Here is a 25,818-nt window from a genome sequence, read left to right as displayed (position 1 = left end):
CATCAACAATCTGCCATATTCACAGCCACTGCCAATCCGCCTTCAGAAGTTTCTTTGTACTTCGAATTCATGTCTTTTGCAGTTTGCCACATCGTATTGATGACTTTATCCAATGGCACTTTGGCGTTTCTGGCATCTGTTTCCATCGCAAGTTCGGCGGCATTGATCGCTTTGATCGCGCCCATGGTATTTCTTTCGATACACGGAATTTGTACGAGTCCGCCAATTGGGTCGCAAGTCAAGCCCAAATGGTGTTCCATTGCGATTTCGGCAGCCATTAAAACCTGTTCGGGAGTACCGCCCATGACTTCAACGAGCGCAGCCGCTGCCATTGATGACGACACGCCAATTTCGGCTTGGCATCCGCCCATAGCGGCAGAAATTGTAGAGCCTTTTTTGAAAATGCTGCCAATTTCGCCTGCAACCATTAAAAATTGCTTGATCTCATTTGGTCCGGCATTGTGGTTTTCGATTACCAAATAATACATTAAAACGGCTGGGATTACGCCGGCGCTTCCGTTTGTAGGCGCAGTAACAACGCGGCCTAAAGCTGCATTGACTTCATTTACAGCCAGTGCAAAACACGACACCCATTTTAAGATCTGGCGGAATTTGACTTCCGTTTTGCGGATTTGTTCGAGCCATTCTTGCGGATTTGAATAATTAGCCAATCCTATTAAGTTTTGGTGCATGTCGAAAGCACGTCGGCGTACATTCAATCCGCCGGGCAAAATCCCTTCTGAATGGCAGCCGATGTACATGCATTCGAGCATCGTATTCCAGATGCGCATCAGTTCGTGATCGATCACTTCTTCAGAACGCATCGATTTTTCGTTGTCGTAAACGATTTCTGAGATTTTTTTATTTTCGGAAATCGTATAATTTAAAAGTTCTTCGGCGTTTTGAATTGGAAATGGAAACGCGCATTTGATCTCGATTTTTTTCTTCGCATTGATGCGTTCTTCTTTGACCACAAATCCGCCACCGATAGAGTAAAAGGTCGATTCGTATTGAGAATCATTTGACAAATAAGCGGTAAAAGTCAGTCCGTTTGCATGAAAAGGCAGGAAGTTTTTATTAAAAACAATGTCTTGTAAAAACGAAAATGGAATGATCATTTCATTACCAAGATTGATTTGCTGTTTGTCTTCTATCGATTTGATAATGCCGGAAATATCATTAATCGGGATGTATTCAGGATCTTGTCCGCTGAGACCGAGCATTACCGCAAGATCAGTAGCGTGGCCTTTTCCGGTTAGGGAAAGCGACCCGTAAAGGTCGATTTTGACGCGTTCTGTTTGCTGCAAAAAACCTTCAGAACGCAATTCCGACAGAAAACGTTCGGCGGCGCGCCAAGGCCCGAGTGTGTGCGAACTTGAAGGTCCGACACCGATTTTTAGCATATCAAAAACAGAAATACATTCTTCCATAACAAAACATTATTTGAGTGACAAATATATAACGATTGCAGAATTAAAACGTTTTAGTGGCGTTAAAAATTGAGAATTTGATAAAATATGATTTTTAAAATTGGAATACTTTAAAAATTTAGTTTTTTGGGAAATTAGTTTTGAAAAAAATTAAGCATTACTTAACCAGACTCTCATTTTAATTGGAGTTCAGTGAATTTCATCTAAGGTATTAAAAGACATTAAGAGCTTAGGCTAGAATAGTTATTCAGTTTTGCATTTAATTGTGATGGGCTTGTGTACCTTTGCGGCAAAATTTCCAAACATGCCAACGAATAAATATTACGTTTCTGCGATTGCCGCTTTTGTGATTTGGGGATTTTTTAGTCTGGTTTTAAAGCCTTTGCATTTGTATCGGTCGTTGGATATTTTGTTTTACCGCGTGTTTTATGCCGTGACTTTGCTGTTGGTTATCAATTTGGTTTTTAGAAGAAAAGCCTTAAAAAATGATTTAAAAGTTTTTAAAAGTTTTAATAAAAAAGCACGGCGAAGTACCATAATTTTAACCATAGTTAGCGGATTTTTATTGGTGACAAACTGGTTTTTGTTCATTTATGCCGTCAATCATGTCAGCTTAAAATCGGCGTCGTTTGCGTATTTGTTGTGCCCGATTTTGACTACAATTTTGGCGTTTTTTATTTTGAAAGAACAACTTAGCAAATGGCAATGGGTCGCAGTAGCAGTAAGTTTAGCGAGTTGTGCGATCTTGTCAATTGGGAGCCAGAAAGATTTGATTTACAGTTTTTTCATTGCTTTGAGTTTTGCTTTTTACCTGATTATCCAAAGGAAAAACAACCAGTTTGACAAATTTGTGATGCTTACGATCCAAATGGTAATCGTTGCGGCAGTGTTGATCCCGTTTTTTCCTAAATACAGTGGCAGCATTCCGCAGGAATCGTTGTTTTACATCATGTTGACGTTTATTGTGGTTTTGTTTACGATCATTCCGATGTTTTTGCAGTTGTATGCTTTAAAAGGCATGAAATCGTCGGCAGTTGGGATTTTGATGTACATCAATCCGATGATCAATTTTTTACTGGCCGTGTTTTATTTTAAGGAAGAGATTGATGATATTCAAATCGTTTCTTATGGATTGATATTATTGTCGGTTGTGATTTTTAATGAAAAATATCTTTTTAGAAGGAACACAATTGCGATTGAAAAACCTTAGCCCCGATAGCAGCGGAAATCCTTTCATGCAGCGTAGCGGAATAAAAGATTGCAGCGGATAGCGGGATTAGCTCCTAATAAAACTCAAAAAAATGCCAACTTGTCAGCTATTGAAATGACAAATTTTAACAAAAACTGACAATTTACATATTTTCCCGACATGGCACAAAGATTGTCTAATGCTCGCCGAGTTTAAAAATACACACACGAATAAAAATTAAATATATTAAAAATGGGTAAAATAATTGGAATTGACTTAGGAACGACGAACTCTTGCGTGGCCGTAATGGAAGGCAGTGAAGCGGTAGTAATCCCTAATTCAGAAGGAAAAAGAACAACGCCGTCTGTCATTGCTTTTGTTGAAGGTGGCGAAATTAAAGTAGGTGATGCTGCGAAAAGACAAGCGGTTACCAATCCTACAAAAACGATTGCTTCGATCAAACGTTTCGTAGGTCACACTTACGCAGAATCTAAAGATGAAGCAACAAGAGTACCTTATAAAGTAGTGCAAGGTGACAACAATACGCCACGTGTGGACATTGACGGTCGTTTGTATACTTCACAAGAACTTTCTGCGATGACTTTGCAGAAAATGAAAAAAACAGCTGAAGATTATTTGGGACAAACCGTAACTGAAGCGGTTATTACTGTTCCTGCATACTTTAACGATGCGCAACGCCAGGCTACGAAAGAAGCTGGTGAGATTGCTGGTTTAAAAGTAATGCGTATCATTAACGAGCCAACGGCTGCAGCTTTGGCTTATGGATTAGACAAAAAAGGAATCGACCAGAAAATTGCAGTGTACGATTTAGGTGGTGGTACTTTTGATATTTCTATCCTTGAATTGGGTGACGGTGTTTTCGAAGTATTGTCTACAAATGGTGACACACACTTGGGTGGAGACGATTTTGACCAGGTAATCATTGACTGGTTGGCTGACGAATTCAAAAATGACGAAGGCATCGACTTGCGTTTGGATCCAATGTCATTGCAACGTTTGAAAGAAGCTGCTGAAAAAGCGAAAATCGAATTGTCTGCCGGTGCAGAAACTGAAATCAACTTGCCTTATGTTACGGCTACGGCTTCAGGACCAAAACACTTGGTGAAAAAATTATCGAAAGCAAAATTCGAGCAATTGGCAGATTCACTGATCAAAAGATCGATGGAACCAGTTGCAAAAGCGTTGAAAGATGCAGGTTTGTCAAAATCTGATATCGACGAAGTAATCCTGGTTGGTGGTTCTACAAGAATCCCAAGAATCCAGGAAGAAGTTGAGAAATTCTTCGGAAAAAAACCATCAAAAGGCGTAAATCCTGATGAAGTTGTAGCGATTGGTGCTGCGATTCAAGGTGGCGTTTTATCTGGTGATGTAAAAGATGTATTGTTGTTAGACGTTACGCCTTTGTCACTCGGAATTGAAACTATGGGTGGTGTTTTGACGAAATTGATCGAATCAAACACAACAATCCCAACTAAAAAATCTCAGGTTTTCTCTACAGCAGCAGATTCTCAGCCAAGCGTTGAAATCCACGTGTTGCAAGGAGAAAGAGCATTGGCTGTTGATAACAAAACGATTGGTCGTTTCCACTTAGACGGAATTCCGCCAGCGCCAAGAGGTGTTCCGCAAATTGAAGTGACTTTTGATATTGATGCAAACGGAATCATCAAAGTGTCTGCAACTGATAAAGGAACAGGAAAATCTCATGACATTCGTATCGAAGCTTCTTCAGGACTTACTGCAGAAGAAATCGAAAGAATGAAAAAAGATGCTGAAGCTAACGCTGGAGCGGATAAAATCGCAAAAGAAAGAATCGACAAATTGAACGAAGCCGACAGCATGATTTTCCAAACGGAAAGCCAGTTGAAAGAATTGGGAGATAAATTGTCAGCCGATCACAAAACAGCGATCGAATATGCATTGACCGAATTGAGAATGGCACACCAGGGACAAGATGTTGAAGCCATCCAAAAAGGTCTTGACAACGTCAACGCAGCTTGGAAAACCGCTACTGAAGCAATGTATGCTCAAGGTGACCAAGGTGGAGCGCAGCCGCAAGGTGACGCACAGCCACAAGGTGACGCGCAAGGCGATAACGTTCAGGATGTAGATTATGAAGAAGTGAAATAATCCTTCTGAATTATAGATTGGAAACCGGGCAGCAATGTCCGGTTTTTTCATTTAAAGATATTTCCGATCGAATTAATGATGCGGCCAAGTAAACTGCGCTTTACATATATGTCGCCTGTAGTGACGGTGCCGTCTAATATTGTAATGTCAGTTTTCATAATTATTTTTATAGGTTCTTTCTGTTTAACAGTCATTTTATAATCCTCGAAGCCCAGAAAGGAAAAAACCAAAGTATCGTTCACTTCGGCAAAGATGTTAAAATCTCCGTCAAAATCAGTTGCTGTAGCAATTTCGGTTCCTAATATTTTTACTTGCGCTGTAGGTATCATTAATCCGCTATCATCGGCGACACTTCCAGTAATAGATAGATTTCTTTTAGTTTCGATAATTGCTTTTCCAATAAATTCTTCATTTTGGATTGTTTGGACAGTTTCAGGTTTTGCCTGCGCCTGACTTTTTTCATTGGCTGAACTTAGAAAACTCAAAATTCCTGTAATTGAAGCAGTCCAAATTGCAGATTTCTTTTTCGGAAGTAGCAATTCACGGTTCATCTGCGCATTCGAAAATCTTCCACATAAAGAACTTTCCGACTGGATTTTCTCAACAATCGCTTTATCCGATAATTTTGTAAAATTATAAACGGTTTTCTGGCAGGAATCACAAAAACGACCTTTTTCGCTTGGCGACATTTGGTTCCAGTTTTCACCGCACGGTTTCGGAATGTTGATTTCTATTTTCGGCATAAGCAAAATGTAATAAATTTCTGTAAAGCAAATTTTTAACTTTCAATAAAATCATTTCGCTGTTTTTGCGTTTGTATTTTTTGTAAATTCGGTTTCCTCAAATATATACTATGAAAAAAATAACACTATTGCTTGCTGCTGTTTTGATCTCTGGAGTTTCATTCGCCCAAAAATCCAAAAAACCTGCAAAGGCCACAAATGCCAATAAAATGGTTTTAACCAAATCCGGCAACCTGACCGCCGAATTACTAAAGAAGAAAAATGATTATTCTTTCTATGTTATTGTTGATAACAAATCCCAGAAAGACACGCTTTCGCTGAAGAGCATTCCTGGTGCAACGACGAAAGACAACCTTCCGACAAACTGCACGATCACACCATTCAATTCAAAAGGAACACCGCTTTACAGTATCGCCTGGACAGAAAAGAGCTTTACCGAAATTCCAGATAAAAAAGAAGACAAAACCACAACGGTAACTGAAATCTGGAATGCAGCAACTAAAACGCAATTGCATTCCAACATACAGGTTTCTACAAAAATCACAGAAATACTTTGGCTCGATAAGGGCAAAAATGCGTCGCAAACGAGTGAGAAAATGCGAAATGAAGGTTTTGCTTTGACACTTTCACCTGACGGCGATATTGTCCTGAAAAACAAGACGCAGGAGAATAAGCTGACTTATAATGCTGCAGATAATAAATATGATTCGGTGAAATCTGCTGCGGCCGCGACTTCAACTCCAGCATCTAAACCTGGAGCGACAAAGAAAAGAAGATAAAAAAATCCCGATTCAGTTCGGGATTTTTTTTTTAGAAATGTGCTGAAAAGAAAATGCCAAGTTTCGTATAAATGTCCTGCGTATCAGCCGGACTGAAATTGCCATGTTCTGCATTGTAAATGTGGAGTTCGTTTGGAACATCCATCACATCTAATTTCGCTTGAAGCCTTTGGCCTTGTGAAATAGGAACCAATGGATCAGCATTTCCCATAAACTGGATTGTCGGTGCAGAAAGCGAATTTATGTGTGTAATCGGGCTGACTTCCGACAGGAATTGCGGCGTAATATCAGATGTCACATAAACGAACAATTGGTCTGCAAGCGGACTTTCGGCATATGCCGGATCGTTAAAATCACTCGGGCCGACAATATTGCAAATGGCCTGTACGTGATGTTCGGGATCAAAATGGTACGAATACAGCATTGACAAATGTCCGCCAGCACTTACGCCAAGAAACGCATATTGTTTTGAAAGGTTAAAACCGCCATTTTCCATATGTGAAACCGCAGCCTGAATGTCATTGATTTGTTTTGGATAAGCCGGACTTGCAGTCGTGGCCAACCGGTATCCGATATTCACAAACGCATGATCGGGAAACAGTTGTTTTGCAATCGCGACTGAAGCGGTCATGTCTTCCTTCGATCCGCCACTCCAGCCGCCGCCGTGAACGAGAAACAACACTTTAGTTGTATTGTTATTCATGCGCTCAGGCAGATAAATATCGATTTTTTGCTGTGGATCAGCACCATAAGAAACATTTAGTAATGTTTGCGCTTCAAGTTTTGCAGGTGTTTCAGAATTTTTATCATCCTCGGAACAACTCCATAAAGCTGTCATTATAAATAAGATCAAATACATTTTCATAGCCTTTTCATTTTGATTTGTAGGAAGATCGGAAATATAAGCCTGAAATTCAACGCATTTAACTTTTTGCAAGCACGTTCCAATAAAAAAGCCGGACAAATGGAATGACCCGGCTTTAAAATATTCTGAAATGGGTTTATTCTGCCACTTTGATCTCAAACATTTTATCCCAGTATTTGCCCGTTACGAAAATCGTTTTGGTTTTTGGGTTGTAAGCGATTCCGTTCAGTACTTCAGCATCCGGAGCCGTAATTTGCTTTCTTAAATCAGCAAGGTTTAAAACACTTTCCACTGCGCCCGTTGCAGGATTGATCACTGCAATTGCATCTTTCTGCCAGATGTTTCCGTAGATTTTACCATTGATCCATTCGAGCTCATTGATCGCCTTGATTTTGTTGCTGCCGGAATAAACATTGATATAATCTGAGATTTTCTGCGTCGCCGGATCCATCATCCAGATTTTCTCCGTACCATCCGATTCATAAATCACCTTGCCGTCATTTGTCATTCCCCAGCCTTCAATTTTTTTATCATAATGAAATGTTTTCTCCAGTTTTAAACTGTTTGCATTGTACACAAATCCGGTATTATCCTGCCATGTCAACTGGAAAATCTTGCCTCCAATCACCGTAATTCCTTCGCCAAAATACTGCGGTTCCATATTGATCTGCTTAAACACATAACCCGTTTTGTAATTGATTTTCCTAAAGTATGAAGCGCCTTTCTGTCCGGTGCTTTCCATCAGCGTATCGCGAAAAAATTCGAGCCCTTCCGTAAACGATTTGGTATCGTGCGGATAGGTATTTACAACTGTATAACTCAGTAATTTTGGCTGTACATCCGAAATCACTTCCACGCGGCCATTGACTTCTTCGCCAGCCGTATCGCCATCAAAATAGACCAGAGCTTTGAGGTTCTGATAACCTAGTTTTTTTCCTTTTAAGTCAAATGAAACGCCTTCAGCGCTTTTTTTCGAAGCAATGTTTTTATCGTTCACATAATAAACAATGCTGTCAATTTTTTTATTTTGCGCATTTAAAATGGCCACATTTACAGTCTCCGACGGCTCATATTGCGCTTTTATCTTCGCCTCATCGAAGCCAAAATAACTTTCTTGATTTTTTTTATTGTGGTCACAGCTAAAAATAGATGCGCCTAATAGAATGACTGATAACAGTTTATGTTTTTTCATGCGTATTTTTTTGTTCCGTTTATGGTTTAAAGCCAACGAATATCCCGTTTTGCTCTTGCGAAAATACAAAAAGATTGTATATTTGCAACGGCAAGTCCTACACGACCAGCTCCCGTAGAATCCTCCAGGATGGGAACATAGCAAAGGTATATGGTCGTAGCGGTGCGATGTAGGTCGCTTGCCTTTTTTAAAATTAACAGAAAATCTTCCTTTTTGGAGGGTTTTTTTGTTTTAGGAGCACAGGCATTTGTTTTCAAATGATGTTTCGTCCCGCTTTCCGCCTTTATCTTTTCCGCCTCGTTCCTCGCCAAAAAAAGGATACCGGCTGCAATCGGGGCTAAGCCGGATGATAAATTTTCAAAACAAATTGCGATTTAAAAAAAATTACGATTTCAGACATACGATTTACGTTTCGTATTCAAACTTTGTCTACGGTAAATCAAACTTCATCTGTCGTAAATCAAAAATCATCCCTTATCTTTACGTTCGAAATCTAAATTCTCACATCTCAATTCTATAAATGGATAAAGTAGTTTTAATCACCGGCGGTTCATCCGGAATCGGGAAATCGATTGGGGAATTCCTGCACAATAAAGGCTTTGTCGTTTATGGCACCAGCCGGAATCCACAAAAAATCACCAATTCTGTATTTCCTTTGATCGCGCTCGACGTCAGAAATGTGGAAAGCATCCAGACTGCCGTAGCAAAAGTCATTTCCATTTCAGGGCGAATCGATGTTGTCATTAACAATGCGGGTGTTGGAATCATTGGCCCGGTTGAGGAAATCCCAACCGAAGAAATCCGCAACAATTTTGAAACCAACTTATTTGGCCCGATTGAAGTTATGAAAGCGGTTTTGCCGCAAATGCGTTCGCAAAAATCAGGGTTGATCATTAATATTACGTCGATTGCCGGTTATATGGGATTGCCGTATCGCGGCATTTATTCGGCAGCAAAAGGTGCGCTCGAAATCCTTACGGAAGCGATCAGGATAGAAGTAAAGCCTTTCGGGATTGAAGTCACAAATGTGGCTCCGGGAGAATTCGCAACCAATATCGCCGATCACCGCTATCATGCGCCGGTGCGCGAAAATTCTGCTTATAAAGCGGTTTATGGAAAAACCGTTCAGTTGATCAACGAACAAGTCAGCGGCGGACACGACCCGAAAGAAATGGCCGAAGCGATCTACAAAATCATCAACACGCAAAAACCGAATGTGCATTATAAAGTTGGGCCATTCTTATCAAAATTCTCGATTGTACTGAAACGCATTTTGCCAGATAAACGATATGAGAAAATGCTGATGAACCATTATAAGTTGTAGAAGTTATAAGTAAAAAGGCATAGGGCAAAAGTGAAATACTTTGCAGATATTTAGAAAAAGTTAAAAGCATTGCCAAAAGGAAGAAGTTGAAAGTTTTAAATCGGCAGAATGTTGTAATTTTGCGTCGGTTCGCGTGAAGGATTGCAGTGGAAATCCTTTTTTGCCAGCACAAAATTTTCTTCTTCAGAAAATAACATGTGGCAAAAGAGATTGCAGCGGAAAGCCTGACCCGCAGGGACACGCCCAAAAAAGCAAAACACAATTTAATTATACACATATGAAATTTTTTATTGACACAGCAAACCTGAAAGATATTAAGGAAGCGCAGGAACTTGGCGTTCTTGATGGCGTGACTACAAATCCGTCGTTGATGGCAAAAGAAGACATTACCGGAAGAAACAACATTTTGAAGCATTATGTTGACATTTGCAACCTCGTGACCGGAGATGTGAGCGCGGAAGTAATCGCAACCGAATATGATTTGATGGTTAAAGAAGGCGAGGAGCTGGCAGAATTGCACGATCAGATCGTGGTAAAATTGCCAACGACCAGAGACGGAATCCGTGCTTGTAAGTATTTTTCTGATAAAGGAATCCGCGTGAACATGACTTTAGTATTTTCGCCTGGACAAGCGTTGTTGTGTGCGAAAGCCGGAGCTGCTTATTGCTCGCCATTCATTGGAAGATTGGACGATATTTCTACTGACGGTTTGAACCTAATTGAAGAAATCCGTTTAATTTATGACAATTACGGTTATGAAACTGAGATTTTAGCAGCTTCTGTGCGCCACACGATGCACATCGTAAATTGTGCTAAAATTGGTGCTGATGTAATGACCGGACCATTGTCTGTGATTTTAGGCTTGTTGAAACATCCTTTGACTGATTTGGGATTGGCGCAATTCCTTGCGGATTACGAGAAGGGAAATAAATAATCATCAATGAAGAATTGATAATTGACAATTGATAATAAAAAGGGCTTCCGGATTTGGGAAGCCTTTTTTATATCGTAAATCTGAAATCGTAATTTACTTCAGGTTGTCTTCGAAATTTAAATCGAATAAGTTTGTAAATGCATTTTTAATGGTTCCGTCGGCGTTGACAACAATGGTGCGGTGTACTTTTGTGATCGCCCATTTGGCTTTTAGGTCTTGGAAATCGGCGGCACGAAGTTGCAGGATTTCGTCAAAATTGTATTTGGAAAGCAGGTTGTTCCATTCGGCTTGGTCGTTGTCGAGGTTGATGGCAATGAATTGGTAATCGGGGTATTTTTTCTTTAACGCAAGTACTTTTTTGTTGGCTGCGAGGAAATGCGATCCGAGGTTTTCTGTCCAGAAAAAAAGCACCGTTCTCTTTTTGGCAAAATCGTCTGATTTTACAATCTGGTTGCTGCTGTTTACAAATTCTACTTCGGGCAATTTCTTGCCAACGTTCAGGAGCTGTATGGCGTTTCCAATTTTCAGGATTTCGTTTTTCCGACTTTTATCGGTAGAATATTTATGGTAGGTTTCGAGGAATTTCTGGTTGTTGACCATATTTTGGTCTTCGAGCAGGTATGTAAATGCGATGTTGTTCAGGATGGTATTTCGAACCGTTTCATTTTTAATCAGCGTATCGGCAATGTTGAGTTTATTGATATTGGTCTTTAATGCCAAATCCACTTCTGTAAAATGGTTGTGGTAATTGATTGCAGCCATATTGTTCAGCATGTGCGTCAGGTAATTGACGAATGGCGAATAATTGACGAGCTTGCTGTCGTTGTAATCGATTTTCTTGCGGAAGTCGTAATAATTTGCAGGCAATGTTTCATTCACATCATTACCGGTGCGGATTTTATGAACCTGTGGATAAATCTCCTTTTTTGAATAATGCGGAAAATCGAGTGCCGCCTTGGCATACGTATCGAAAGAATCATCCCATTTGATTTCTTCTTTTTTAGTATTGTAGAATTTTTCGCGTGATTGGTAAGAAGAATCGATATTGGCTAAAAATCGCGGCGGATCAAAATCAAAAATGTCGAATATTTTTCCGCGGTCTTGTTCATTTTTAAGATACAATTCCATTAGAAAATTGTTCTTTTGGTCGCCGCGTCCGCAAAAAACAAGGGAATTATCAAAGTCTTTCGCATTGATGTGCACCATAATGCTGTCATTCTTATCGAAATAAACATATTGGTATTCCGGTTCATTTTTAAAAGAATACATGCCCGGAGCCAGCGAATCGAATTTGATGAAAAATCGGTTGTTGCTGTCGAGTTTTACACTGTCAATCACTCCTAAGTTATTTGAAAACAATACATAAGGACTCGTCGGATTGGTAACTTCACCGCCAAAATATGCCGTGTAATTGTCACTTTTGAATCCTTTATTGCAGGAACTAAACAGTACGATCAGGGAAGAAGCAAAGAATAAAAAGACAGTTTCCTTTTTAATATTCATTTATAGCGGTTATAAGGATACAAATATATCCGCAAACGATTAAGGTTGCTGTTAATGCATCGTTAAAAGTAAGCCAAAGCATTCATATTTAAACGGATTCCATATAATGTGACGGTCGATATCATATCATTTCCGTTTTTTCAGAAGTGCTCAAAAATTGCCATTTATTCCTTACTTTTGCACGAAAATAAATCTACAGCAATGCTTTCAGTAAATAATTTATCCGTACAGTTTGGAAAAAGGATTTTGTTCGATGAAGTGAACACAACTTTCGTCCACGGAAACATATACGGAGTCATAGGCGCAAATGGTGCCGGAAAATCTACCTTTCTTAAAATTCTTGCAGGCGATATGGATCCGACTTCCGGACACGTTCACCTTGAACCAGGAAAAAGGATGTCTGTTTTAAACCAAAATCACAATATGTTCGACGAACATACTGTTTTGGAAACGGTCATGATGGGAAACAAAGTCCTATTTGCCGTAAAAAAAGAAATGGACGAATTGTACCTCGATTACAACGATAAAAATGCAGATCGAATTGGAGAGTTGCAGGTGCAGTTTGAAGAAATGAATGGCTGGAACGCCGATTCAGATGCTGCGGCAATGCTTTCGAATCTGGGCATCGGAGAGGAATTCCACTATTCTTTAATGGGCGATCTTGACGGAAAATTAAAAGTCCGCGTCTTATTGGCGCAAGCGCTTTTTGGAAATCCTGACGTATTGATCATGGATGAGCCAACGAATGACCTGGATTTTGAAACGATCGCGTGGCTTGAGAATTTCCTTGCCAATTATGAAAGTACGGTAATCGTAGTTTCTCACGACCGCCACTTTCTGGATGCTGTTTGTACGCACATTTCAGATATTGATTTTAGTAAAATCAACCATTATTCAGGAAATTATACGTTTTGGTACGAATCAAGCCAATTGGCTGCCAAACAACGGGCACAGCAGAATAAAAAGGCTGAGGAAAAGAAACAGGAACTCGAAGAATTCATTCGCCGTTTCAGTGCCAACGTAGCCAAATCCAAACAGGCAACTTCCCGTAAGAAAATGATCAGCAAACTGAATATTTCCGAGATCAAGCCTTCAAGCCGCCGTTATCCTGCAATTATTTTTGACCAGGAACGTGAAGCCGGGGACCAGATTCTAAATGTTCAAAATTTAAGCGCATCTGTAGACGGAGAAACTTTATTTTCAGGGGTCGATTTAAATATGGCAAAAGGCGATAAAATCGTGTTGTTTTCTAAAGATTCGCGTGCTACAACAGCATTTTACGAAATCTTAAGCGGAAATCAAAAAGCCGATAATGGCACTTTCGATTGGGGAATTACAACAAACCAAGCATACCTTCCGGTGGATAACCATTCGTTTTTCGAAAACGATTTAACATTAGTCGATTGGTTGCGCCAATGGGCAAAAACCGAAGAAGAGCGCGACGAAGTCTATATTCGTGGATTTTTAGGAAAAATGATTTTCTCAGGCGAAGAAGCTTTAAAAACCAGCCGCGTATTATCAGGAGGTGAAAAAGTGCGTTGCATGCTTTCGCGCATGATGATGGAAAGAGCAAACATCTTGATGCTCGACGAACCAACGAATCACTTAGATCTTGAATCTATTACGGCATTCAACAATTCGCTTAAAAACTTTAAAGGCTCAATTATTTTCACCACGCATGACCACGAATTTGCACAAACCGTTGGTACTCGTGTTGTAGAGTTGACACCAAACGGAGCAATTGACCGTTACATGACTTTCGATGATTACCTTGACGATGATAAAGTTCAGGAACTTAGGAAGAAAATGTATTCTTAAATAAAAAATCCCGCTCATAAAGCGGGATTTTTTATAAATAATATTTAATTTTTAATCACTTTTATTGTTTGTGATTGATGTTCAGATCGAACCGTTACGAAATAAATTCCGCTGCCGCGATTGGAAAAATCAATTTGTAAACTGTTACTGCTGTAATTTTTTGAATCCAAAAGCATTCCGTGTGTATTATAGACCTCAATTTGTTCGATGTTTTCTTTTGCAGCAATATTGAAAGTTTCTTTTACCGGATTTGGAAAAGTCTTAAAATAAGAAGCATCAGGATTATTGTTTGTGTTTAATGACAATTCGACTGTCACCGGAAGCCTGTATAAACTTTCGATATTGTTTATGATTTGAGAGGCATAGTAAGTTTTACCGTTAACAAGCGGTGTATTTGGATCCAATGTCGACGGACTTGAAGCTACAGCGCTCTTACTGTTTTCCATCATGCAGCTGCTTTGACTGGCGTACCATTGGATATTTTGCCCTTGAACATGAATGTCCAACAACGTTTGGCCTTGAGTAAAACTAAAATGCAACGGCCCATCTGGCGGAATGGCACTAATGATATCATTGATATTGTATCGTAGCATATAATCTTTACCTGAGTTGTCGATGTCCCTTAGTTCAGACCAAAAAATTAGGTTGCTGCAATCCTGCACTCCAAAGTAACCACTTTTATTTACAAAAGAATGGGAGAACGTTCCATCGCTATTTAAGATAATTATGGATCGATAGGATTCTAGATTGAACCAGTTATATGCCGAAATTAATAATATTTGCCCATTCTCAAACACGTTGATAGGCAAAACATCACCAACATATTCGTTGAATGTAGTATCCTCTGTTCCGTCTTCATTGACTCTGGAAATCCTTTTACCAAATGTTCCTGAAAATATTAGAATTTTGCCATCGGGCTGCACTTTGACAGCATTAAAAGGATCGCGATTAATTGTTCGCATTGTATTGTCTGGAGAACCATCTGCATTTAGCCGTTTTAAATAGGGCCAACCGCCAGTACTGCCGAGCCCAGCTACAAGTATTTTACCATCCTTCTGCAGTTCGATAATGCTGTAACCATTGGCATCAGTTGGGCCGTTAAATGTTGTATCGATAGAGCCATCTCCATTAAGCCGCCTAATACTAAAGCCTGAGTTAATTACGATTTTTCCATCAGGCTGAATTAGGTAACTTGTGATAACAATGTTTGCAACTGCAAGAGAAAATGGAAGGTCAATTGATCCGTTTTCATTCAAGCGGATCGTACCAGTGATACCTGCAATTGTAGAATAAAACAAACTGCGCCCGAGAATCAATTTTCCGTCAGGTTGCTGCTGTATGAGTTGATTATCGGTTTGGTTATCCTGACCGGTATTGCTCGCAAGTACTCCCGGATCAAGGACAAATGTAGGGTCGATGCTGCCGTCCCGTGTCAATCTGATTACAGAAGGACATCCCACATCATTATAAGAAGAGAAATTACCTGAAACAAATATTTTACCGTCTTTCAATATTTTAGAAACGATGGCATCTTGGTTTAAGCGATTGGCCCGATTATGGAAGATTTTATTAAATCCATATCCTGGATTGAATGTTTTATCGATGCTGCCATTTGCGTTTAAGCGAAAAATATAATCTCGGGTAATTCCTGAAACATCCCAATAATCACTATTTACAACCACTTTATCACCTATAAAATAAAAGCCACCATTTGTGCTCTCGGAATATTTAACTGTGCTTTGTAAAAAGGAAATATCCCGAATCCCATTGCTGTTGTATTTTGCAACATAAGAACCTCCTTTTGTCCAGATCGATCCATCTGATTTAACGGTAACATAGTTGGTAGCAATTGTATTAGTCGTGTCATCAAATTTTATGTCCCTAGTACCATTGGCATTCAATCTTACAATATTGTAAAAAACAGTATAGTTTTCATACATCTCAGCGCCTACAGGAATAATTTTGCCATCTGCCTGCACCGCAATACCACGTATAGGATCTTTAATTCCCTTTTGAAATCCGCCGAATGGGCCGTCAATATAAGGAACGTCGAAGGAACTGTCAATGGTTCCATCAGCATTGAGGCGTAAAATATGGTGCTTGGCCACGCCATTATACGAATGAAAATTGCCACACACAACAATTTTGCCGTTTTCTTGTACTACCGCTTGATTTGCACTCCCGTAAAGGCCGGTGCCTGACGGATTAAACGTCGCGTCTATGCTTCCATCAAGATTCAAACGTACAAGCCCTCGTTTTGCGATACCATTTACTATTGTAAATTGCCCGCTAAGAATCATTTTGCCATCCGTTTGAAAAACAAGATCATTAATCATTTGCCCGGTTGTTGCCGTTGTTTCGAACGATGGATTGATAAAGTTGGCAGTAAGTTGTCCGGAAGCGGTATAGCTGCGAATTGAAGCTGAGCTTGTTACAACAAAACTATCATCCGGCCTCATAAAAATCCTACTTGGGAAAAAAGAATCTGATTCACCAAATTCGATTGGAGTAAAGGTATTGTCTATTGAACCGTTCTCAGTAATTCTAATAATTTTCGAAATACCCTCATCACCAACATCATAGAGACTGTAGATTGTCAAGAATTTACCTGACTGTAGTGGAGCACTCTGTCGACCGATGTATTCTTTCGCCGTTTCATTCGATCCTGGGTTAAAAGTGGCGTCAATGGTTTGTGCCGATAAATTTGCGCACAAAAGGATTAGTGCATAATAAAGTATCTTCATGTAAATGAGTGTTTTAAAGAGATACAATATTAAAGAAAATATTTGTTAAAATTTAAGAAACCTGCTATAACCTACGGCAGGTTTCTTTTATGCTTTCTTTATTCGTTATTTGCTTCCGGTAAATTTGCTTATTATAAAAATGATCACCGCTACAATCGCGATCACAATAAAAATACCAACGCCCATTCCGGCTTTAAAAATGCCTTCTACGAGTTCGCAGCTGGTTGCAGTAAATAAAATGAATAAAAGTAATAATGGTTTTAAAATCTTGTTGTTCATGGTTTCTAAAGTTTAGTTTGTCAGGATTTATTTTAATGATATAAAGTTCCTGAAAACCAAAAAGCATCGCCTTACAGCATTTATAAAATATGTTACAGCATTTGCCCGCTATGCCGGGAGATATATGGTAAATGTGGCGCTTTCCCCGATTTTACCATCGGCTGTAATAAAACCGTTGTGGTTTTCGACAATTTTTTTTACGATGGCTAGCCCGATTCCGGTGCCTTTATAATTCATGTCGTTGTGCAGTCGTTGGAATACTTCAAAAATGCGGTCTTTGTATTCAGGATCAAAACCAATACCGTTGTCGGAAACCGTAATTTTGGAATAACTACTTTCAGGATTGAAGTTTTTAATGCCGGTTTCGTTGCCTTTTACGAGTTTGTTGTCAATAGAAATCTGCAATTGCCGGCTGTCATCAGCAAATTTGATCGAATTCGAAATCAGGTTGGTCAGCAATTGCCTAAACTGCGACAGAATGATTTTGACGTTTTTTTCCCCGCTGAGGGAAACCTGAACATTTTTCTCGTGGATTTCTTCTTCAAGTGTACTTTTAACTTCCTCAACAATAAATCTCAGGTTGGTGATTTGTACCGGAAATATCTCGGTTTTCAAACGCGAATAGGCGAGCAGGTCCCGAATCAACGCCTGCATCCTGTTGGCCGATTCATTGGTTTTTATAAGATAGGTTTTGCTATTTGATGAAAGATTTTCAAATTCGCTGTCGATGATCCGCGTAACAAAAGTCTGTATTTTTCGGAGCGGTTCCTGCAAATCGTGGCTCGAAATATACGTGAACGATTCCAGTTCTTTGTTCATCAAATCTAACGTCTCGTTTTTGTTTTCAAGATCCGATTTTAGCGTATTTGAAATTTTAAGTTCTTTGCTGATGCCGTAATACGAAAGGATCAAAATTAAAATAGACCCAATGATCAATGAAATCGTAAACAATGGCGTAAGCGCAGTTTCCTTTACCAGTGACTTTGTTCGGAGTTTCATTAGAAATTGCTCCTCATTCACCATTTTATCCGTTTGCTGGCGAAGTCCCGTCATAATTGCACGCGCGACGAGCCATCTTTCTTTTTTGATCTTTAACGTCTGATCGGCTTTCACATCTTTCAGAACCGCATTCATGTGAACGATCCTTTTTTCAATCAGCACGTTCAAAGCTTCGAGGTTTTTTTGCTGAGAATAATTGTCAGATGTCAGCATTTCCAGTCGTTTTTGCCGTTTCCGGATTTCCCGGATCGTACTGTTGAACTGGTTGATGTAAGCCAGGTCTTTTGTCAGTACATAACCGCGCTGTTCCGAATCGGCATCTTTTATCCTTGAGAAAATACTTTCCAATTCTAATTTTACAATATTGGTATGGTTCAGCATTTCTGAAGATTTCAGCAAACTATTGATGCGCAAATACGAAAAAACCGAAAGCGAAATCAGGATCACCGAAGCAAAAATAAAAATAACTTTAATCTGAAACTGGCTGAGTCTTTCCATAATCCATTAGGCCATATTGATCACAAATTTGTCGCGCAAAGGCTGCTGGCTCAGTTTTTTAAGGTCGAAAGACAATACAAATGCAATTGTTTTCTTTAAGAGCGGATACGACTGCGGCTTGCAGATGTAATAATTCGCGCCATGGGCATAAGTTTTATCGACAATATCATTATTGGAAGAAGTCGAAAATATAATGATCGGGATGTTTTTATATTTTGGCGTATTTCGGATTTCTGCAATGCATTCGAACCCATTTTTCCTGGGCATATTCAAATCAAGGAAAATGACTTCGGGTGCAGGAGGAACCTTTTCTTTCAAAGCTTCCATGAGTTTTACGCCGTCATTTGTTATGGTCAGATTGGCTTTTTCATTGGGAAATAGCTCCTGCAATGCTTCTGAAAAAAGCACACAGTCGTCTGAATCATCGTCTGTTAAGAAAATATTTTTAATGTAGGATTGGAAGGACATAAAGTATGGGTTGTGCCGACTAAATTAAGAATTAATAATCTAAATCGGATGTTTTTTTTATTAAATTTGAAAGATTTTATCCCGAAACTAGCCTGTAAAAAACAATTTTTCTGTACTTTTACATCCCAAACACAACACTTCACATGAGTCAAAAAGTATTGCTCACTTCCAAAGAAGTCAATATCATTCTGCACCGTTTGGCCTGTCAACTGATCGAAAAACACCTTGATTTTTCTAATACTGTTCTTATTGGCATTCAGCCACGCGGTACTTTCCTGGCTGAACGCATTAAGGAATTGCTCGAAAAAGAATACGACGTAAAAAATATCGAACTCGGTTATCTCGACATTACTTTTTTCAGGGACGATTTCAGGCGTACAGACAAGCCGCTCGAGGCAAACAGGACTCAGATCGATTTCCTGACAGAGAATAAAAAGGTCATTTTCATCGATGATGTTTTATACACCGGCCGAAGCATCCGCGCAGCACTTACCGCAATTCAGTCTTTCGGAAGGCCTGCAGAGATCGAGCTTTTGGTTTTAATTGATCGGAGGTTTAGCCGCCATCTGCCAATTCAGCCCGATTACCGCGGCAGGCAGGTCGATGCGATCAATAATGAAAAAGTGCTTGTGAGCTGGGCAACTCAGGATGGGGAAGACGGCGTTTATTTAATAACCAATTAGTACAATGAAAGAATTAAGCGTAAATCATTTGTTAGGGATCAAATACATCAACAAAAATGATATTGACCTTATTTTTGAAACCGCCGACCATTTTAAGGAAGTCATCAACCGCCCGATCAAAAAAGTCCCATCACTTCGCGACATTACGATCGCCAATATATTTTTTGAAAATAGCACACGCACCAAATTATCATTCGAATTGGCACAAAAACGCTTGTCAGCCGATGTGATCAGTTTTTCGGCAGCGCAGTCGTCTGTTAAAAAAGGCGAAACCCTGATTGATACGGTGAACAATATTTTATCCATGAAAGTCGATATGGTTGTGATGCGGCATTCCAATCCCGGAGCCGCTTATTTCCTGTCGCAAAATGTAAAGGCAAGTATCGTAAATGCAGGCGATGGCGCGCATGAGCATCCTACGCAAGGGTTATTGGATTCATTTACGATCCGCGAAAAATTAGGGGAAGTCGCAGGGAAGAAAGTCGTCATTGTAGGCGATATTTTGCATTCGCGCGTCGCGCTTTCTAATATATTCGCATTGCAGCTTCAAGGCGCTAAAGTCAAAGTCTGCGGGCCAAAAACCTTAATTCCGAAATACATCGAATCGCTTGGCGTAACCGTTGAGCCCAATCTGCGCAAAGCATTGGAATGGTGCGATGTAGCCAATATGCTTCGTGTGCAAAATGAACGAATGGATGTCAATTACTTTCCATCAACTCGTGAATATGCACAGCAATATGGCGTAGATAAGGCATTGTTGGATTCCCTCAGCAAAGAAATCGTAATTATGCACCCAGGACCGATAAACCGCGGTGTTGAAATATCTTCAGATGTAGCAGATTCGCAACAATCGGTCATTTTGAACCAGGTCGAAAACGGTGTAGCAATCAGAATGGCTGTCATTTATTTACTGGCTTCAAAAATCAAGTAATTCCGCTTCTTTTTCGCTTTCCGACAGTAAAATCTTTGTAACTTTGAGAGATTTCAACTTATAATATTGCAACGCCATGAAAGTAGAACAAAAAGGACATTCTGTTATTATTAAGGATACTCAGGACGAAGTAGTTGCTTTTTTGATGAAAGTCACCCATGAATACAAGACTTTTGAAAAGCACAATATAATACTCGATGTGAGCCATTGCAAAAACATTTCCGATAAGGATATTAAGAGTTTCCTGCCACTTTCTAAAACCCATAAAAAGGCAAAAAAATCATTTGTCGTTGTTGCCAATAACATCGATTTTAATGCAGTTCCTGAAAAGCTGACTGTTGTTCCCACTTTGCTCGAAGCCCATGACATTATTGAAATGGAAGAAATAGAACGCGACCTTGGTTTTTAATTTAATGGACACCCGAGGCAACGGCCGAATTGAGCGAAGCTAATTGACAATGAATAATTGACAATTCATGATCCAAACCTGACACATGGAACTCACAATATTAGGCTGTTATGCCGCAACACCAAGAACTTTCACAAACCCAACTTCACAGGTTCTCGAAATTAAAAACAGGCTTTTCCTGATCGATTGTGGCGAAGCGACGCAGGTACAATTGCGTAAGAATAAGATCAAATTCTCTAAGATCAACCACATTTTTATATCGCACCTGCACGGCGATCATGTGTATGGACTGATCGGGCTGGTGTCGACATTCATGCTGCTCAACAGGACAAACGATCTTCATATTTATGGCCCGAAAGGCATCAAAGAAATGATTACGCTGCAATTGCGGCTCTCCAATTCATGGACAAGTTATGGACTTTATTTTCATGAACTCGAATCGAACGAAAGTGAAATTGTGTTTGAAGATGAGAAAGTTATCGTAAAGACGATTCCATTAAAACACCGCATTTACACGAATGGTTATTTGTTTCGGGAAAAGATCGGCGAGAAAAAACTCAATGCCGAAGCAATGAAGCATTACCAGATTCAAACCTGTTATTTCCAAAATATTAAAAACGGTAAAGACATTACGCTTGACGACGGCACTTTTATCGGAAATGACAAACTGACTTTTGAACCCATTCCGCCAAAAAGTTATGCGTTCTGCTCAGATACGGTTTACAATGAAAATATGATCGACCTGATCAAAGATGTTGACACGCTTTACCACGAATCGACTTTTTTAGAATCGGAAGCCACATTAGCAGGAAAAACCATGCATTCGACTGCAAAAGAAGCAGCGTCAATCGCCTTAAAGGCCAATGTAAAGCAGCTGATCCTTGGCCATTATTCCACACGTTACGAAAATATCTCATTATTTAAAGAAGAAGCCGAAACGATTTTCCCGAATGTGCTTTTGGCGGATGACGGAAAAACATTCGAAATTTAATACCAATTCCCATGAGCGATTTAAGCAATTACAGAAAATCCTACGAAAAAAGCCAGTTGCTGGAAAGTGAAATCCCCGAAGATCCGATGGCGCTTTTTAAAAAGTGGTTTCATGAAATGGAAGATTATGGCGGCGTGGAAGAAGTCAATGCGATGACGGTTTCAACGATCGGGCTCGACGGTTTTCCAAAGTCCCGTGTCGTGCTTTTAAAGCAATTCAACTTCGAAGGCTTTACGTTTTATACCAATTACCATTCGGAAAAGGGCAGGGCAATTGCTGAAAATCCACATCTCTGCCTGTCATTTTTTTGGCATTCGATGGAAAGGCAGATTATTATTAAAGGCATCGCTGAAAAATCTCCCAAAAATATTTCCGACGGTTATTTCGAATCGCGACCCGACGGAAGCAAGCTCGGCGCAATCGTTTCCAATCAAAGTGAAGTCATTGCGTCAAGAGAAGTTTTGGAAGAAAAACTCCACAACTTAGAAGAATCTTATAATGGAAAAGAAATTGCGCGCCCGCAACATTGGGGCGGATATACTGTAAAACCTGTCGAAATGGAATTCTGGCAAGGCAGGCCAAACCGTTTGCACGACCGCATCCGATATAAAATCAACGAAGATTATTCATGGCAAATCGACCGAATGGCTCCTTAACAATCATCACAGCATAAATTTTAACCGCTCCTTAGCGGTTTTTTTATACGCAATAGTCAAATATGTAAGAAATTTATCTTATAAAATTGATAATTTATGCATTTCATCGATTTTATTTGTACTTTAAACGATGTTTGCCTTAATATTGTCTCAACAAAAAACAACAACGTTCTTAAAATACAATATTAAAGAAGTTTGCCCCACAATCTACTTTAAACTTATCCCTACTATTTATGAAAACAACTCTACGCAACGCAATTTTGCCTGTGGCAATGGTTTTGGCTTTCGCCTTATCAATGGTTTCCTGTTCATCAGATTCGTCAGAAGAATCAGCTGCCCAACCTACGGCAGTATTGGTTCAGAATTACGACTATAGCGCCAGCGAACTTGAATTGGCCGACTTGATCAATGAGTACAGGGTAAGCATCGGACTCAATGCTTTACAGACCATCAACCACATTTCTTACAAATCCCAGGAGCACAACGAATACATGATCGAGAAGAATGCCTTGAACCATGACTTGTTTCAGGAACGCTCACAAAATATCATTCAGGTGCTTGGCGCTGTAAAAGTGAATGAAAACGTAGCTTATAATTATGTTGAACCAAGCTCTGCATTGAGTGCATGGCTTAGAAGTCCTGGCCACAAAGCCAATATCGAAGGCGACTTCACACACTTTGGTATCTCTATCCGCGAAAATGCCAACGGAAAGAAATATTATACCAACATCTTCATCAAGAAATAAATTGGAGTTTATTTATAATGTTTGTTTGACACTAAAAACCACCTTCGGGTGGTTTTTTTTTAGCTCGTTAAGGATTGATTTGAAAGCTATAATAGGTTAATTACCAGCCATCATCAAATGATTTATTGTAATTTTTCTATAAAATATATTTGTAAGAAAATTATATTATATAAATGCTAAATAATGTATTTCATCGATTTTATGTGTTGTTTAAACGATTATTTAATTTTATTGCGTAATATTGGTATAACAAAAAACAACAACGTTCTTAAAATCAATACTAAAGAAGTTTGCCCCACAATCTACTTTAAACTTATACCTATTAGTTATGAAAACAACTCTACGCAACGCAATTTTGCCTGTGGCAATGGTCTTGGCTTTCGCCTTATCAATGGTTTCTTGTTCATCAGATTCTTCAGAAGCTGCTCCTAATGCTGCCAATGAAGCTGCTTTAAATGCAGTTTACGATTACAGCAGCAGCGAACTCGAATTAGCCGACCTGATCAACGAGCACAGGGTAAGCCTTGGATTAAATCCTTTACAAACCATCAACTACATTTCTGTAAAATCCGAAGAGCATGATGAATACATGATCGGGAAAAATACTTTGAACCATGACTTGTTCGAACAACGTTCACAAGACATCATCCAGGCTTTGGGCGCTGTAAAAGTAAACGAAAACGTAGCTTATAATTATGTTGCTCCAAGTTCTGCGCTTCACGCGTGGTTAAATAGCCCAGGCCACAAAGCAAATATTGAAGGCGACTTTACGCACTTTGGTATTGCGATCCGCGAAAATGCCGACGGCAAAAAATACTATACAAATATCTTCATCAAAAAATAACGATTAATCTTAATTGCTTTTGTTTTGACAAACCACCTTTGGGTGGTTTTTTTATGGAATGATATAAACTTAAATGCAAATGCTGAAATCTCACAAACTTCTAAACCATATCTTTACAATATTAAAAATAATATTAAGCTTCAAGCGTAAAGATAAAGCACGATCCGCAGGTTGAAGAAACAACTGCTACACAAAGCGGATAATTCATACCAATATTTCTGCCTTGAAAAGGCTGCCTAAATAGCCTTCCGATTTTCGGAGGGCTTTTTTATTTTTGGCATCACCTTCGGCCCGGGCTGTCCGCTTTATCTTTTATTTCGCGTTGCTCCATAAAAGGATGCCGCTTCCATCCCTGATGCAGTGTGATCCAAACCGAAACAATCTTCCAAAGCGAAAATGTACTTCGACTTCGCTCTAGGGATGACAAACAAAAAAAGCACCCCGAAGGATGCTTTTCAAATAAAATATTTGTTTTTGCTTACAAACCTGTAATGATAAACTCAGAGCGTCTGTTGGCCTGGTGTTCCTCTTCGGTACACTGAACCCCATCGGCACATTTGTTCACCAGTTTGGTCTCGCCGTAACCTCTTCCTGTCAGTCTTGCTTTCTCCACACCGTTGGCTACCAGCCAGTCGATCGTTGAAGCTGCCCTGCGGCCAGAGAGTTTCTGGTTGTATTTGTGTGTCTGGCGCGAATCGGTATGCGAACGCACGTCGATTTTCATCATCGGGTATTGTTTCATTACGTCAAGGATTTTCTCGAGTTCCAATGCTGCATCACTTCTGATGTCCCATTTGTCCAAATCAAAGTAAATGATCTTGATCCCGAAGGCTTTGGCCAAATCGTCGCCCACAGTCACCGGTTTCACTTTTTTCTCCAATTGGATCGGAAGGTCGGTTTTTCCGGATTCTTTAGAGATCGTCACTTTCTGCTCTTTGGTCTCATAGGTTTCTTTCTCGCCTCTTACATAATAGATCTTGCCGCATTCTACCATTCCAAAATCATATTTTCCTTCCGCATCAGACATGATCTCTTTGATCTTGTTGAACTTATCATCCATCAGCGTCACTTTGGCACCAGCCAATATTTCGCCTGTTTCAAGATCGGTCACCACACCTGCAAGCACCTGTTCGCAGATCAGTTTCCTGGTTTCGGTGAATTTGTAGATGTCGTCATAACCCTGTCCGCCAGTCCTGTTTGAAGACAAAAAGCCCTTGCGTGTTTTGGTATCGATCAGGTAAGCAAAATCATCCTGTGGCGAGTTTGCCGGTGTTCCGATGTTTTGCGGTTCTCCATAAGATCCATCGGCATTGACCTTTGACATGAAGATGTCAAGCCCGCCAAGTCCGGGATGCCCGTCGGTAGCAAAATACAATTCATTCTCATCGGTAATCGTGGGGAAGGTTTCTTTTCCTTCGGTATTGATGCCTGTTCCCAGGTTTACCGGCGTTCCGAAACTTCCATCGTCACTAATCGACACTTTCCAGATGTCCGATTGTCCGTGCGTGCCTGGCATGTCTGATGCAAAATACATCGTTTTGCCGTCTGCGCTAAGGGTTGGATGCGCCGTACTGTAAGAATCGCTGTTGAAAGGCACTTCAGTAGCGTCAGACCAGTTCGTGCTGTCCTTTAAAGTGGCTTTGTA

Annotated in this window: 23 protein-coding genes and 1 other RNA gene; 14 read left to right on the top strand and 10 right to left on the bottom strand. The window is 39.8% G+C overall.

Translation table 11 applies throughout. The annotated features are described in order from the left end of the window. Nucleotides 1–2 precede the first annotated feature (2 nt). On the bottom strand, nucleotides 3–1,430 hold the full coding sequence (locus BLS32_RS15260) for an L-serine ammonia-lyase (RefSeq protein WP_091397822.1): 1,428 nt from the start codon (nucleotides 1,428–1,430) through the stop codon (nucleotides 3–5). A gap of 304 nt (nucleotides 1,431–1,734) precedes the next feature. Between BLS32_RS15260 and BLS32_RS15255 the strand changes: the two genes are divergently transcribed. Together BLS32_RS15255 and dnaK are read left to right on the top strand one after the other, a co-directional pair. Next, nucleotides 1,735–2,640, top strand: coding sequence for an EamA family transporter (locus BLS32_RS15255; protein WP_091398424.1), 906 nt, complete (start codon nucleotides 1,735–1,737; stop codon nucleotides 2,638–2,640). 231 nt (nucleotides 2,641–2,871) lie between these two features. Further along, the gene (dnaK, locus tag BLS32_RS15250) at nucleotides 2,872–4,767 is read left to right on the top strand and encodes a molecular chaperone DnaK (RefSeq protein ID WP_091397819.1); all 1,896 of its coding nucleotides are present in this window, start codon (nucleotides 2,872–2,874) and stop codon (nucleotides 4,765–4,767) included. Between the two features lie 47 nt (nucleotides 4,768–4,814). On the opposite strand, the gene BLS32_RS15245 is transcribed toward dnaK, so the two are convergent. Then, entirely contained in the window at nucleotides 4,815–5,510 is a 696-nt protein-coding gene (locus BLS32_RS15245) for a carboxypeptidase-like regulatory domain-containing protein (RefSeq protein WP_091397816.1), read from the bottom strand. Nucleotides 5,511–5,620: 110 nt separating this feature from the next. Between BLS32_RS15245 and BLS32_RS15240 the strand changes: the two genes are divergently transcribed. Further along, nucleotides 5,621–6,289: a hypothetical protein gene (locus BLS32_RS15240; protein ID WP_091397813.1), complete on the top strand. Its 669-nt coding sequence runs from the start codon at nucleotides 5,621–5,623 to the stop codon at nucleotides 6,287–6,289. Between the two features lie 31 nt (nucleotides 6,290–6,320). Here BLS32_RS15240 and BLS32_RS15235 read toward each other — a convergent pair whose 3' ends face one another. After that, nucleotides 6,321–7,154 carry an alpha/beta hydrolase gene (locus BLS32_RS15235; RefSeq protein ID WP_139171787.1) on the bottom strand — a complete coding sequence of 278 codons (834 nt, stop codon included), beginning with the start codon at nucleotides 7,152–7,154 and terminating at the stop codon, nucleotides 6,321–6,323. Nucleotides 7,155–7,290: 136 nt separating this feature from the next. Continuing rightward, a complete protein-coding gene (locus tag BLS32_RS15230; protein WP_091398421.1) occupies nucleotides 7,291–8,346 on the bottom strand; it encodes a glutaminyl-peptide cyclotransferase in 1,056 nt (351 codons plus the stop codon). 88 nt (nucleotides 8,347–8,434) lie between these two features. On the opposite strand from BLS32_RS15230, the gene ffs reads away from it, so the two are divergent. The 3 genes from ffs to fsa all read left to right on the top strand — a co-directional run bounded on the left by ffs (nucleotide 8,435) and on the right by fsa (nucleotide 10,604). Continuing rightward, an RNA gene (gene ffs / locus BLS32_RS15225) (signal recognition particle sRNA small type) lies at nucleotides 8,435–8,533 on the top strand. 333 nt (nucleotides 8,534–8,866) lie between these two features. Then, the gene (locus tag BLS32_RS15220; protein ID WP_091397809.1) at nucleotides 8,867–9,670 is read left to right on the top strand and encodes an SDR family oxidoreductase; all 804 of its coding nucleotides are present in this window, start codon (nucleotides 8,867–8,869) and stop codon (nucleotides 9,668–9,670) included. 277 nt (nucleotides 9,671–9,947) lie between these two features. Further along, nucleotides 9,948–10,604, top strand: coding sequence for a fructose-6-phosphate aldolase (fsa, locus tag BLS32_RS15215; RefSeq protein ID WP_091397807.1), 657 nt, complete (start codon nucleotides 9,948–9,950; stop codon nucleotides 10,602–10,604). A gap of 93 nt (nucleotides 10,605–10,697) precedes the next feature. On the opposite strand, the gene BLS32_RS15210 is transcribed toward fsa, so the two are convergent. After that, a complete protein-coding gene (locus tag BLS32_RS15210) occupies nucleotides 10,698–12,107 on the bottom strand; it encodes a TlpA family protein disulfide reductase (RefSeq protein ID WP_091397805.1) in 1,410 nt (469 codons plus the stop codon). 201 nt (nucleotides 12,108–12,308) lie between these two features. Here BLS32_RS15210 and BLS32_RS15205 point away from each other — a divergent pair, with 201 nt between their 5' ends. Continuing rightward, entirely contained in the window at nucleotides 12,309–13,925 is a 1,617-nt protein-coding gene (locus BLS32_RS15205) for an ABC-F family ATP-binding cassette domain-containing protein (RefSeq protein ID WP_091397802.1), read from the top strand. A 44-nt stretch (nucleotides 13,926–13,969) separates the two neighbouring features. Here the strand turns inward: BLS32_RS15205 and BLS32_RS15200 are convergent, their stop codons facing one another. The 4 genes from BLS32_RS15200 to BLS32_RS15190 form a co-directional block, all read right to left on the bottom strand. After that, nucleotides 13,970–16,669 carry a T9SS type A sorting domain-containing protein gene (locus tag BLS32_RS15200; protein ID WP_091397800.1) on the bottom strand — a complete coding sequence of 900 codons (2,700 nt, stop codon included), beginning with the start codon at nucleotides 16,667–16,669 and terminating at the stop codon, nucleotides 13,970–13,972. 105 nt (nucleotides 16,670–16,774) lie between these two features. After that, nucleotides 16,775–16,948: a hypothetical protein gene (locus BLS32_RS18560; protein ID WP_170227609.1), complete on the bottom strand. Its 174-nt coding sequence runs from the start codon at nucleotides 16,946–16,948 to the stop codon at nucleotides 16,775–16,777. Nucleotides 16,949–17,056: 108 nt separating this feature from the next. Next, nucleotides 17,057–18,445, bottom strand: coding sequence for a sensor histidine kinase (locus BLS32_RS15195; RefSeq protein ID WP_091397797.1), 1,389 nt, complete (start codon nucleotides 18,443–18,445; stop codon nucleotides 17,057–17,059). Nucleotides 18,446–18,451: 6 nt separating this feature from the next. Next, on the bottom strand, nucleotides 18,452–18,913 hold the full coding sequence (locus BLS32_RS15190; RefSeq protein WP_091397794.1) for a response regulator: 462 nt from the start codon (nucleotides 18,911–18,913) through the stop codon (nucleotides 18,452–18,454). A gap of 143 nt (nucleotides 18,914–19,056) precedes the next feature. Here BLS32_RS15190 and pyrR point away from each other — a divergent pair, with 143 nt between their 5' ends. From pyrR to BLS32_RS15155, 7 genes are all read left to right on the top strand, one after another. Then, nucleotides 19,057–19,596, top strand: coding sequence for a bifunctional pyr operon transcriptional regulator/uracil phosphoribosyltransferase PyrR (pyrR, locus tag BLS32_RS15185; protein WP_091397793.1), 540 nt, complete (start codon nucleotides 19,057–19,059; stop codon nucleotides 19,594–19,596). Between the two features lie 4 nt (nucleotides 19,597–19,600). Further along, nucleotides 19,601–20,527, top strand: a complete 927-nt coding sequence (locus BLS32_RS15180; RefSeq protein ID WP_091397790.1) for an aspartate carbamoyltransferase catalytic subunit — start codon at nucleotides 19,601–19,603, stop codon at nucleotides 20,525–20,527. A gap of 76 nt (nucleotides 20,528–20,603) precedes the next feature. Next, on the top strand, nucleotides 20,604–20,936 hold the full coding sequence (locus BLS32_RS15175) for a ribonuclease Z (RefSeq protein ID WP_091397788.1): 333 nt from the start codon (nucleotides 20,604–20,606) through the stop codon (nucleotides 20,934–20,936). 85 nt (nucleotides 20,937–21,021) lie between these two features. Continuing rightward, nucleotides 21,022–21,927, top strand: a complete 906-nt coding sequence (locus BLS32_RS15170) for a ribonuclease Z (RefSeq protein WP_091397785.1) — start codon at nucleotides 21,022–21,024, stop codon at nucleotides 21,925–21,927. A gap of 11 nt (nucleotides 21,928–21,938) precedes the next feature. After that, nucleotides 21,939–22,583, top strand: a complete 645-nt coding sequence (gene pdxH, locus BLS32_RS15165; RefSeq protein ID WP_091397783.1) for a pyridoxamine 5'-phosphate oxidase — start codon at nucleotides 21,939–21,941, stop codon at nucleotides 22,581–22,583. 233 nt (nucleotides 22,584–22,816) lie between these two features. After that, the gene (locus BLS32_RS15160) at nucleotides 22,817–23,329 is read left to right on the top strand and encodes a CAP domain-containing protein (RefSeq protein ID WP_091397780.1); all 513 of its coding nucleotides are present in this window, start codon (nucleotides 22,817–22,819) and stop codon (nucleotides 23,327–23,329) included. A 328-nt stretch (nucleotides 23,330–23,657) separates the two neighbouring features. Further along, nucleotides 23,658–24,173, top strand: coding sequence for a CAP domain-containing protein (locus tag BLS32_RS15155; protein WP_091397778.1), 516 nt, complete (start codon nucleotides 23,658–23,660; stop codon nucleotides 24,171–24,173). 478 nt (nucleotides 24,174–24,651) lie between these two features. On the opposite strand, the gene BLS32_RS15150 is transcribed toward BLS32_RS15155, so the two are convergent. After that, nucleotides 24,652–25,818, bottom strand: a 1,167-nt coding sequence (locus tag BLS32_RS15150; RefSeq protein WP_175453165.1) for an OmpA family protein, incomplete at its 5' end; no start/stop codon positions are given.

The organism is Flavobacterium noncentrifugens (assembly GCF_900100375.1).
Taxonomy (GTDB): Bacteria; Bacteroidota; Bacteroidia; order Flavobacteriales; family Flavobacteriaceae; genus Flavobacterium; species Flavobacterium noncentrifugens.
Note: the sequence above shows the minus strand (reverse complement) of the source record. Positions and strands in the feature narration are given on the sequence as shown.

Coding starts and splice junctions, on each gene's coding strand:
- BLS32_RS15180 (WP_091397790.1), top strand. CDS start 19,601: ATGAAAGAATTAAGCGTAAATCATTTGTTAGGGATCAAATACATCAAC.
- BLS32_RS15235 (WP_139171787.1), bottom strand. CDS start 7,154: ATGAAAATGTATTTGATCTTATTTATAATGACAGCTTTATGGAGTTGT.
- BLS32_RS15195 (WP_091397797.1), bottom strand. CDS start 18,445: ATGGAAAGACTCAGCCAGTTTCAGATTAAAGTTATTTTTATTTTTGCT.
- dnaK (WP_091397819.1), top strand. CDS start 2,872: ATGGGTAAAATAATTGGAATTGACTTAGGAACGACGAACTCTTGCGTG.
- BLS32_RS18560 (WP_170227609.1), bottom strand. CDS start 16,948: ATGAACAACAAGATTTTAAAACCATTATTACTTTTATTCATTTTATTT.
- fsa (WP_091397807.1), top strand. CDS start 9,948: ATGAAATTTTTTATTGACACAGCAAACCTGAAAGATATTAAGGAAGCG.
- BLS32_RS15260 (WP_091397822.1), bottom strand. CDS start 1,430: ATGGAAGAATGTATTTCTGTTTTTGATATGCTAAAAATCGGTGTCGGA.
- BLS32_RS15155 (WP_091397778.1), top strand. CDS start 23,658: ATGAAAACAACTCTACGCAACGCAATTTTGCCTGTGGCAATGGTCTTG.
- pdxH (WP_091397783.1), top strand. CDS start 21,939: ATGAGCGATTTAAGCAATTACAGAAAATCCTACGAAAAAAGCCAGTTG.
- BLS32_RS15170 (WP_091397785.1), top strand. CDS start 21,022: ATGGAACTCACAATATTAGGCTGTTATGCCGCAACACCAAGAACTTTC.
- BLS32_RS15210 (WP_091397805.1), bottom strand. CDS start 12,107: ATGAATATTAAAAAGGAAACTGTCTTTTTATTCTTTGCTTCTTCCCTG.
- BLS32_RS15230 (WP_091398421.1), bottom strand. CDS start 8,346: ATGAAAAAACATAAACTGTTATCAGTCATTCTATTAGGCGCATCTATT.
- BLS32_RS15255 (WP_091398424.1), top strand. CDS start 1,735: ATGCCAACGAATAAATATTACGTTTCTGCGATTGCCGCTTTTGTGATT.
- BLS32_RS15240 (WP_091397813.1), top strand. CDS start 5,621: ATGAAAAAAATAACACTATTGCTTGCTGCTGTTTTGATCTCTGGAGTT.
- pyrR (WP_091397793.1), top strand. CDS start 19,057: ATGAGTCAAAAAGTATTGCTCACTTCCAAAGAAGTCAATATCATTCTG.
- BLS32_RS15220 (WP_091397809.1), top strand. CDS start 8,867: ATGGATAAAGTAGTTTTAATCACCGGCGGTTCATCCGGAATCGGGAAA.
- BLS32_RS15200 (WP_091397800.1), bottom strand. CDS start 16,669: ATGAAGATACTTTATTATGCACTAATCCTTTTGTGCGCAAATTTATCG.
- BLS32_RS15190 (WP_091397794.1), bottom strand. CDS start 18,913: ATGTCCTTCCAATCCTACATTAAAAATATTTTCTTAACAGACGATGAT.
- BLS32_RS15245 (WP_091397816.1), bottom strand. CDS start 5,510: ATGCCGAAAATAGAAATCAACATTCCGAAACCGTGCGGTGAAAACTGG.
- BLS32_RS15205 (WP_091397802.1), top strand. CDS start 12,309: ATGCTTTCAGTAAATAATTTATCCGTACAGTTTGGAAAAAGGATTTTG.
- BLS32_RS15160 (WP_091397780.1), top strand. CDS start 22,817: ATGAAAACAACTCTACGCAACGCAATTTTGCCTGTGGCAATGGTTTTG.
- BLS32_RS15175 (WP_091397788.1), top strand. CDS start 20,604: ATGAAAGTAGAACAAAAAGGACATTCTGTTATTATTAAGGATACTCAG.